General features: G+C 70.6%; 7 protein-coding genes. 1 reads left to right on the top strand and 6 read right to left on the bottom strand.

Annotated elements, in window-relative coordinates; translation table 11 throughout:
• Positions 1–17: 17 nt before the first annotated feature.
• Genes ACWCOV_RS33575 through ACWCOV_RS33595 form a run of 5 tightly spaced genes read right to left on the bottom strand, consistent with a single transcriptional unit; the run spans position 18 to position 6,559 of the window.
• Positions 18–1,007, bottom strand: coding sequence for a MazG family protein (locus tag ACWCOV_RS33575; RefSeq protein WP_449833373.1), 990 nt, complete (start codon positions 1,005–1,007; stop codon positions 18–20).
• Positions 1,008–1,016: 9 nt separating this feature from the next.
• Entirely contained in the window at positions 1,017–1,637 is a 621-nt protein-coding gene (locus ACWCOV_RS33580) for a hypothetical protein (protein ID WP_449833374.1), read from the bottom strand.
• Positions 1,638–1,666: 29 nt separating this feature from the next.
• Positions 1,667–5,293 carry a transcription-repair coupling factor gene (mfd, locus tag ACWCOV_RS33585; protein WP_449833375.1) on the bottom strand — a complete coding sequence of 1,209 codons (3,627 nt, stop codon included), beginning with the start codon at positions 5,291–5,293 and terminating at the stop codon, positions 1,667–1,669.
• On the bottom strand, positions 5,290–5,865 hold the full coding sequence (gene pth, locus ACWCOV_RS33590) for an aminoacyl-tRNA hydrolase (protein ID WP_449833376.1): 576 nt from the start codon (positions 5,863–5,865) through the stop codon (positions 5,290–5,292). The genes mfd and pth overlap by 4 nt, the downstream gene beginning before the upstream one ends.
• A gap of 40 nt (positions 5,866–5,905) precedes the next feature.
• Entirely contained in the window at positions 5,906–6,559 is a 654-nt protein-coding gene (locus tag ACWCOV_RS33595; protein ID WP_449833377.1) for a 50S ribosomal protein L25/general stress protein Ctc, read from the bottom strand.
• A gap of 302 nt (positions 6,560–6,861) precedes the next feature.
• On the opposite strand from ACWCOV_RS33595, the gene ACWCOV_RS33600 reads away from it, so the two are divergent.
• A complete protein-coding gene (locus ACWCOV_RS33600) occupies positions 6,862–7,524 on the top strand; it encodes a hypothetical protein (protein ID WP_449833378.1) in 663 nt (220 codons plus the stop codon).
• On the opposite strand, the gene ACWCOV_RS33605 is transcribed toward ACWCOV_RS33600, so the two are convergent.
• The coding region (locus ACWCOV_RS33605; RefSeq protein WP_449833379.1) for a DUF1932 domain-containing protein at positions 7,517–7,946 on the bottom strand (430 nt) is incomplete at its 5' end. The two genes, ACWCOV_RS33600 and ACWCOV_RS33605, sit on opposite strands and share 8 nt — an antisense overlap.

The raw sequence follows: 7,946 nt of genomic DNA on the forward strand, positions 1-7,946 counted from the left end.
GGGCTCGCACGGGGTTTTCAGCCGGCGGATTCGGCCGTGCGGATCTCCTGGGCCAGGTGGTGAATGGTGGTGCGCAGGGCCTGCTCGGCGTCGACGCCCAGCGTGCGGGACTCGCGGACCAGCGCCAGGAGCTCCTGACCGATCCGCTCGGTGTCGTCCGTGGGCTCGGTCGGCTGGACGTCGGCCGGCAGGAGCTTGGCGGCGCGGCCGAGCACCTTGTCGGCGAGTGCAAGAGCCGGGAGGGCGCTCGGAATGCCTTCGAGGACCGAGGTGCGCTGCTTCTCCGCGGCCTTGATGGTCTCCCAGTTCGCCTCGACGGCGGCGGCGTCGGCTGCGTCGACCGTGCCGAACACGTGCGGGTGGCGGCGGATCAGTTTCTCGACGATGTCGCCGGCCACGTCGTCGATCGAGTAGCCCTCGTCCGGGTGCTCCTCGGCGATGCGGGAGTGGAAGGCGACCTGGAGGAGGAGGTCGCCGAGCTCCTCGCGGAGGTGGGCGCGGTCGCCGGTGTCGATGGCTTCGAGGGTCTCGTAGGTCTCCTCGAGCAGGTACTTCGCCAGGCTCTCGTGGGTCTGCTCCTGGTCCCACGGGCAGTTCCGGCGCAGCCGGTCCATCACCCGCACGAGGTCGATCAGCCGCGCGCCCGGTACGTCGTACGAGCCGTGCAGGATCTCCACGGCGTACGGCGGCCGCGGCTCGCGACTCACCTGATCAGCCACCACCCGCAGCAGGCCGGGCTCGCCGTCCTCCCCGACCAGCCAGGCAACCTGGCGACCCGCAGCCGCCGCGTCGCTGAGCCAGGCCCAGTGCTCGGCAACTCCACCATCAACTTGTGTGACCACAAGACCGGAGCCAACCAAGGCCTGCACATCCGGCCGCAGGTCGGCCGCGCCGATGCTGTCGGCGCCGGCGAAGGCTTGCCAGGCTGCGTGAGTCAGGAGGCCTGGGGCTACTCGGGGGCTGGTCAGGACGACCTTGATTGCGCCGCCCGTGGTGTCACCAGGCATGCAGTGGCCTCAGCCCTGGCCCTGCTGGGCGTTCTCGGCGGCTTCGCGCTTGGCCTTGGCCTGGGCGGACTCCTCGGACAGCGAGCCGGAGACCTTGTTGTCGATCGCCCCGTCGGTCCACTGGCCGAAGCGCGGCGAGATCTCGACCTTCATGTCCTTGGAGGCTTCCTTGACCAGCTGGATCCCGGCCTGCTGCGCCTGCTGCACGTTCGGGTCCTTGACGCCGCTGCCACCGCCCAGCTTGATGGTGGCGACCGCGGACGCGGCCACCTGGTGCAGGAAGCCGCGCGCCACCGGGTCCGCCTCGAACTTCGCGAACGCGGTCGGGTCGTTGACCACCAGCTTGGCCGCCTCGGCCGTCTCGGCATCGCTGACGCTGATCGACCGCTGCCGGCTGACCTGCGACACCAGCGCGTTGTTCACCAGCTCGCTCAGCGCCACCGCGGTGCTGAACTGCTGGCCGAGCGCCGAGCTGACCGCACGCGAGGTCTCGTCGACGTCGCCGACGGTGATCTCGGTCTTGCCGACCACGGCCGCCGCACCCGGGTGCGTGCCCGCCGCGCAGCCGCCGACCAGCAGCACCGACGCCACTGCCGCACCGATGGCCCGAAGCCGTCGCCCTCTGCTCACCGAAAGTCTCCTCGCTCTGTCCGTCGAAACTACACCGAGGCCCCGACCGGCTCGGCGATCACGTCGTCGATCAGCCGGGTGCACCACTGCAGCAGCTCCTGGTCGCGGAGCGGCTGGCCGGCGACCGGCCGGGTGGCAGGTCTCGGCACCAGGATGGTACGCAGTTGCGGCTTGACCAGACTCTTCGGGTACAGCCTGTTCAGCCGCAGCACCTTCGAGTCGGGCAGCTCGACCGGCCCGAACCGGATCAGGTTGCCCTGCAGCGTCACGTCGTGCAGCCCCGCCCGGCGGGCGTGATTGCGGAACTTCGCCACCTCGACCAGGTTCAGCACCGGCTGCGGGATGTCGCCGTACCGGTCGTGCAGCTCCTCGACCAGCTCGGCGATACCGTCCTCGTCGCGTACGGCGGCCAGCCGCTGGTACATCTCCAGCCGCAGCCGCTGCGACGGGATGTAGTCGTGCGGCAGGTGCGCGTCGATCGGCAGCTCGATCTTGACCTCGGGCTCCTCGGCCTGGGTGTCGCCGCGGTACTCCGCGACCGCCTCGCCGACCAGCCGGACGTACAGGTCGAAGCCGACGTCGGCGATGTGCCCGGACTGCTCGCCGCCGAGCAGGTTGCCCGCGCCGCGGATCTCCAGGTCCTTCATCGCGACCGCCATACCGCCGCCGAGGTCGGCGTGCTGGGCGATGGTGGCCAGCCGGTCGTGGGCGGTCTCGGTCAGCGGCTTCTCCGGCGGGAAGAAGAAGTACGCGTACGCGCGCTCCCGGCCCCGGCCGACGCGGCCGCGGAGCTGGTGCAGCTGGGACAGGCCGAGCAGGTCGGAGCGCTCGACGATCATCGTGTTCGCGTTCGAGATGTCGATCCCGGACTCGACGATCGTCGTGCAGACGATCACGTCGGAGCGCTTCTCCCAGAAGTCCTGGATGACCTGCTCGAGCGTGTGCTCGTTCATCTGGCCGTGCGCGACGCTCACCCGCGCCTCGGGGACCAGCTGGCGGATCCGGGCGGCCGCCTTCTCGATCGTGTTCACCCGGTTGTGCACGACGAAGACCTGCCCCTCGCGGAGCAGCTCGCGCCGGATCGCGGCGGTGATCTGGCCTTCCTCGTAGGCGCCGACGAAGGTCAGCACCGGGTGCCGCTCCTCCGGCGGGGTGGCGATCGTGGACATCTCCCGGATGCCGGTGATCGACATCTCCAGCGTCCGCGGGATCGGCGTCGCCGACATCGTCAGTACGTCGACCGCCGTCCGCAACCGCTTCAGCTGCTCCTTGTGCTCGACGCCGAACCGCTGCTCCTCGTCGACGATCACCAGGCCGAGGTCCTTGAACTGCACCTCGCCGGACAGCAGCCGGTGGGTGCCGATCACGACGTCCACGGTCCCGTCGGCCAGCCCGTCCATGGCGGCCTTGGCCTCCTTGTCGGTCTGGAACCGCGACAGCGGCGCCACGTTCACCGGGAAGGCGGCGTACCGCTCGGCGAAGGTCGCGTAGTGCTGCTGGACCAGCAGCGTCGTCGGCACGAGTACGGCGACCTGCTTGCCGTCCTGCACGGCCTTGAAGGCGGCCCGGACGGCGATCTCGGTCTTGCCGTAGCCGACGTCGCCGCAGACGATCCGGTCCATCGGGATGACGCGCTCCATGTCGCGCTTCACATCGTCGATGGTGGCCAGCTGGTCCGGCGTCTCCACGAACGGGAACGCGTCCTCGAGCTCGCGCTGCCACGGGGTGTCGACGGCGAACGCGTGCCCCTTGGTCGCCTGGCGGGCGGCGTACAGCTTGATCAGCTCGCCGGCGATCTGCCGGACCGCCTTGCGGGCGCGGCCCTTGCGCTTGGCCCAGTCGGCGCCGCCCATCTTGTCCAGGGTCGGCTGCTCGCCGCCGACGTACCGGGTGACCTGGTCGAGCTGGTCGGTCGGCACGTACAGGCGGTCGCCGGGCTGGCCGCGCTTGCCCGGGGCGAACTCGATGACGACGTACTCGCGGGTGGCCTTCTGCGCCCCGCTGCCGACGGTCCGCTGCATCATCTCGACGTACCGGCCGACGCCGTGCTGCTCGTGCACGACGAAGTCGCCGGGCTGCAGCTCGAGCGGGTCGATGGTCTTCTTCCGCCGGCTCGGCATCCGTTGCTGCGAACGGCGTTCGGCCGCCGACCGCTGACCGGCGAGGTCGTTCTCGGTGAGCACCGCGAGCTTGATGCCGTCGGCAATGAACCCGTGGTCGAGCTGGCCCTGCGAGATCAGGACGACGCCCGGCTCGGGGATCTGCTCGATCCCTTCGACCGCACGGGCCGGCAGCTCGGCCTCGGAGAACACCTCGGCCAGGCGCTGCGCCGGACCGTGGCCCTCGGTGACGCAGACGACGCGCCAGCCGTCCCGCAGCCAGCCACGGATGTCCTCGACCGCGGCCGCGGTCTCACCGCGGTACGGGTCGACCTCGTGCGCCGCGATGGCCCGGGTCCGGACCGCGCCGGCCTCGGTGTCGATGTCGAAAGCGACCCGCTCACCCATCGAGTCGCGCAGCTCCGGGCCGTCCGTGGGCGCCGCCGCGAACGGCGACATGCTCCACCAGGCCAGGCCGTTGCTCAGCGCATGCGACCGGACATCGCCGAGTGACATGTACGCCGCCGCGCCCAGGTCGATCGGCGCCTCGCCACCACCGGCAGCGGCCGCCCAGGACGCCTCCAGGAACTCCTGGCTGGTCGCGACCAGGTCGTGCGCCCGAGCGCGCACGCGCTCCGGGTCGCTGACGACGACGTGCGTGCCGGCCGGCATCAGGTCGACCAGCAGCTCCATTTCGTCGACCAGCACCGGCGCCAGCGACTCCATGCCCTCGACGGCATGGCCTTCAGCCAGCTTCTCGAACAGCTCGGCGAGCTCCGGGTGCTCCTTCGCCAGTACGGCGGCGCGCGACCGCACCTCGTCGGTCAGCAGCAGCTCGCGGCACGGCGGAGCCCACAGGCCGTGCTCGGCGATCTCCAGCGAGCGCTGGTCGGCGACCGCGAAGTACCGGATCTCCTCGACGTCGTCGCCGAAGAAGTCGACCCGCAGCGGGTGCTCCTCGGTCGGCGGGAACACGTCGATGATGCCGCCGCGGACCGCGAACTCACCGCGGCGCTCGACCAGGTCGACCCGGTGGTACGCCGCCCCGGCGAGCGCCTCGACGACTTCCTCGAGCTCGACCGTGTCGCCGACGTGCAGCTGCACCGGCTTGAGGTCGGCCAGGCCGGCGACCTGCGGCTGCAGCACGGATCGCACCGGCGCGACCAGGATCTTGATCGGCCCGGTCGTCTCGTCCGACGGGTCCGGGTGCACCAGACGGCGCAGTACGGCGAGCCGTCGGCCGACTGTGTCGGACCGGGGCGAGAGCCGCTCGTGCGGCAGCGTCTCCCAGGCCGGGTAGTACGCGACGGTCGCCGGGTCCACCAGGCACTGCAAGGCCTCGGTGAGCTCCTCGGCCTCGCGGAAGGTCGCGGTGACCGCGAGCACCGGCCGGTCGGCGCCGTTCTGCTCGGAGGCCAGCGCCGCGAGCAGGACCGGGCGGATCGGGCCGGGCGCGCTCAGGTCGAGAGTGGTGACGGTGTCGGTCTTGGCGTCGCGAACGGCCTCGGCCACCACCGGATCGGTGACCAGGGTGTCTACCAGGCCGCCCAGTTTCACGAGTTGTACTTCCCTTGGGTTGCTTCGAGGCCGTCGGTCAGCAGTGACTCGACCGCGTCCGCCGTACGGTCCACCGCGAACGGCAGGTCCTTGCGCTCGGTCGAGGAGAACTCGTTCAGGACGAAGTCGGCGGGGTTCTGCCGGCCCGGCGGACGACCCACACCGAACCGGACTCGATAGTACTCACCGGTGCCAAGCGACTTCCGCAGCGACTTCAGCCCGTTGTGGCCGTTGTCGCCGCCGCCGAACTTGGCCCGCAGCACGCCGAAGTCGATGTCCAGCTCGTCGTGCACCACGACCAGGCCGGTGGGCTCGATCTTGAAGAACTTCAGCAGCCCGGACACCGGGCCGCCGGACTCGTTCATGTACGAGCGCGGCTTGGCCAGCACGGTCCGGATGCCGCTGATCCGGGTCTCGATCACCTCGGCCCGGACCTGCTTGTGCTGCTTCCACTTGCCGCCGGCACGCGCGGCCAGCTCGTCGGCGACCAGGTGGCCGACGTTGTGCCGGGTGCGGGCATAGGAAGGGCCGGGATTCCCCAGTCCGACGACCAACCACACGTCGTCCGCCACGGATCCCGGCCCTCCTGAAGGTTCTGCTGCGCTGAGGAGACTACTCCGCGGCGGCGGCCACCGGCTCCTCGGCCGGAGCCTCCTCGGTCTTCTCGTCCCGCTCGATCCCGGCCTCGGCCTCGGCGTCGGACAGCTCGGCCTCGAGCTGCTCGGCGGTCTGCTGGGCGGTCACGTTCACGATGAGGGTGTCCGGCTCGATGGCCAGGGTGGTGCCGCTCGGCAGCTGGATGTCGGAGGCGTGCACCTGCGCGCCGACCTCGAGGCCCTCGACGGAGACGGTGACGCCGTCCGGAATGTGGGTCGCCTCGGCCTCGACCAGGATGGTCGGGTGCTCCAGCACGACCAGGGTGTCGCTGACGGCCTCGCCCTCGACGTGAACGGCGATGTCCACCTGGACCTTCTCGCCGCGCTTCACGATCACCAGGTCGACGTGCTCGATGAAGCCCTTCAGCGGGTCGCGCTGAACCTGCTTCGGCAGCGCCAGGTGGCTCTCGCCACCGGCGACCTCGATCAGCAGCAGGGCGTTGGCGGTCTTCAGGGCCAGCATGGTGTCGTGACCGGGCAGCGTGATGTGCACCGGGTCACTGCCGTGGCCGTACAGGACTGCGGGAACCTTGTTGTCCCGGCGGATTCGGCGGGCAGCACCCTTGCCGAACTCCGTGCGCGATTCGGCTTGGATCTTGACCTCGGCCACGAGATGAACTCCTCAGTGCGTTGCGGTGATCTGTTGTCTAGGTGGAACTCGGCTGCGGCCTCAGCGGGCGCCTTGTGACCCCGGAGAAGGCGTCAGGCAACGAACCACCGCGTCGATCACGGAGCCGCGCCCAACAGTTCTCGGGGGGCGTCCCTCGCCGAGGCAACCAAAACAGTCTACCCACCACCCCGCCCGGACAGGAAATCCGTTCCTCGGCTGCGCAAACGAGGGCCCGGACGGTGAATTTTCCCCAGCGGGCTATACCGGAATTCGGTGGCCCGGCGGTTCGCTAGCGTGCACGCGTGCTCGCGGCCCCGGTGCTCCTCCTGCTGTTCGTCTTTCTGCTGATCACGCTGCTGATCGTGTCGATCGTCGTGATCCACAACAAGGGCTCGGCGGCCCTGCGGCGGCGGGCGGCGGAGGCGGCGCAGTCCGGCTGGACCCTGGCGCCGCCCAACCCGTGGCTGACCGACGTCGCCGCGCGGTTGTTCACGTACGGCGAGCCCGGGGAGATGTTCGCCGGGGAGTTCCGCGGCCGCGGGATGTGCGTGCTGGACTACGCCTTCTCGACCGGCGGGGCGAACGGTCAGCCCCAGCGGCGGATCGCGCACCTGGTCGCTCTCAACCTGCCGGTCCCGCTCCCACCGCTGACGCTGACCAAGGAATCGGCTTTCCAGCGGCTCGCCGGCGGTGACCAGGAGTTCGAGAACCAGGCGTTCAACGACAGGTTCAGGGTCGACTGCGCGGACGACCGGTTCGCCTCGGCGGTCCTGACGCCGCGGATGATGGAGTGGATGCTGTTCAACGGCGGCCTGGAGTGGCAGGTCGCCGGCAACGCGCTGGTCTCCTGGGGCGACAACTCGTTCGTCGTCCGCGACGTGCTGGCCCGCCTGGAGGCGATGCAGGGCGTGATCGAGCGCATCCCGCCGTACGTCTACCGGGACTACGGCCCGCCGGCTACGTGAGCTTGGTCCAGACCTGGCGGAGCGCTCGGGCCGCGTCGCCTTCGAGCCCGGCCTCGTCCAGGGTCTCCGCGAGCTCGTCGAACTCCGGACCCCAGCGCCAGGCGACGCGGCGGAGCTGATCGGGCAGAGCCGGGTCGCTCAGCGAGCCGGCGTCGCCGCGGACCTGCTGTGCGGTCAGGGCCTCGGTCACGCCGTGCTTCTCGGCCAACTGAAAGGCGAGGACGGCCAGCGCCGCCTTGCCCTTGTTGTAGAGCGCGTACGACGACTTGGCCGCGCTGGCCGCACCTGGTTCGGCGCCGACCACCATGGGCGTGACCGCGGTCCCGGCCCACAGCCCGGCGGCCTGCTCGGCGGCCGCGCCGGACAGCATCAGGTGCGTCGGACTCGGCCCACCGGTCGGCGGTGGGCCGACCACTCCGGCG

It is taken from the genome of Kribbella sp. NPDC002412 (genome assembly GCF_053592935.1).